At 66.3% G+C, this 478-nt stretch carries 2 protein-coding genes; both read left to right on the top strand.

The genetic code is table 11. The features are described 5' to 3' along the window. On the top strand, positions 1 to 106 hold a 106-nt coding region (locus tag GYA94_RS26565; protein ID WP_161893443.1), incomplete at its 5' end, for an Asp-tRNA(Asn)/Glu-tRNA(Gln) amidotransferase subunit GatC. A 15-nt stretch (positions 107 to 121) separates the two neighbouring features. Next, on the top strand, positions 122 to 478 hold a 357-nt coding region (locus tag GYA94_RS26560; RefSeq protein WP_255327005.1), incomplete at its 3' end, for an amidase family protein.

Below are 478 nucleotides of genomic sequence, written 5' to 3'. Positions count from 1 at the left end.
CCTGCGTCCCGACCAGGTCACCGAAAGCAACCAGCGCGACGCCTACCAGGCCATCGCGCCATCGACCGAAAGCGGTCTGTACCTGGTTCCCAAAGTCACCGAGTAAGGGATAGAGCCTGCCATGCACCAATTGACCCTGGCCGAGATCGCCCGCGGACTCGCCGACAAGTCGTTTTCTTCCGAAGAGCTGACCGGCGCGCTGCTGGCGCGCATCAAGCAGCTCGACCCACAGCTCAACAGCTTCATCAGCGTCACCGACGAACTGGCCCTGGGCCAGGCGCGTGCCGCCGACGCCCGTCGCGCCGCTGGCGAGACCGGCGCGCTGCTGGGTGCGCCCATCGCCCACAAGGACCTGTTCTGCACCAACGGCGTGCGCACCAGCTGCGGCTCGAAGATGCTCGACAACTTCAAGGCGCCGTATGACGCCACCGTGGTCGCCAAGCTGGCCGAAGCCGGCATGGTCACCCTGGGCAAGACC

Origin of the sequence: Pseudomonas juntendi, assembly GCF_009932375.1 — a bacterium.
Lineage (GTDB): Bacteria > Pseudomonadota > Gammaproteobacteria > Pseudomonadales > Pseudomonadaceae > Aquipseudomonas > Aquipseudomonas juntendi.
The sequence above is the reverse complement of the archived record's forward strand: the minus strand, read 5'-3'. Positions and strand labels throughout refer to the sequence as shown.